Origin of the sequence: Shigella sp. FC1661 (genome assembly GCF_001712525.1) — a bacterium.
Lineage (GTDB): Bacteria > Pseudomonadota > Gammaproteobacteria > Enterobacterales > Enterobacteriaceae > Escherichia > Escherichia coli.
In genome coordinates, this window is the sequence record NZ_MDGW01000374.1 from 1 (window position 1) to 1,048 (window position 1,048).

General features: G+C 56.4%; 1 protein-coding gene. It reads right to left on the reverse strand.

Going from position 1 to position 1,048, the window contains the following annotated elements; genetic code table 11:
• A partial coding sequence (locus BFF42_RS18380) for a glutamate decarboxylase (protein WP_146753292.1) occupies nt 1-1,048 on the reverse strand: 1,048 nt, incomplete at both ends.

Here is a 1,048-nt window from a genome sequence, read left to right on the forward strand (position 1 = left end):
TTTCGAAGCCGCGACGACACATAATGCGCATCACCACGATGTCGGTGGCTTCACCGCCGAGAGTGAAGGCCGGAACCTGCCAGCCGCGCAGACGCAGACGTTCAGAGAGGTCGTACAGGGTGTATCCCGGATCTTCACCATCTTTCAGTTTGAAGCAAACCGCCGGGATGCCTTCGTCCGGGCGACCCGTACAGATGAACTCATACGGCCCCAGTTTGGCGATTTCATCCGCCAGATAAGCGGCAACCTGGTAAGAGGCGTTCTGTACTTTGGTATAGCCTTCACGACCGAGGCGCAGGAATTCATAGTACTGTGCAATTACCTGACCCGCCGGGCGGGAGAAGTTGATGGCAAAAGTACCAATTTGACCACCCAGGTAGTCAACGTTGAACACCAGTTCCTGCGGCAGCGCTTCTTCGTCACGCCAGATAACCCAGCCGCAGCCCAGCGGAGCCAGACCGAATTTATGGCCTGAAGCACTGATCGATTTCACACGCGGCAGGCGGAAGTCCCAGACGATATCCGGGGCGACGAACGGTGCCAGGAAGCCACCGCTGGCAGCGTCGATGTGCATGTCGATGTCGATACCGGTGTCGGCCTGGAATTTATCCAGCGCATCGTGCAGCGGTTGTGGGAACTCATAGTTACCAGTGTAGGTCACGCCGAAAGTCGGCACCACGCCGATGGTGTTTTCGTCACAGGCTTCAATCATGCGTTTCGGGTCCATAAACAACTGACCGGGGCGCATAGGGATCTCACGCAGCTCCACATCCCAGTAGCGGGCGAATTTATGCCAGCAGATTTGTACCGGACCGCACACCAGGTTTGGTTTATCCGTTGGTTTGCCTGCAGCTTCCATACGCTTGCGCCAACGCCATTTCATCGCCATCCCGCCGAGCATACAGGCCTCGGAAGAACCAATGGTGTTGGTGCCAACGGCCTGACCATTTTTCGGCGCAGGCGCATGCCACAGATCGGCAACCATATTTACGCAACGCAGGTCGATGGCTGCGGATTGCGGATATTCTTCTTTGTCGATCCAGTTTTT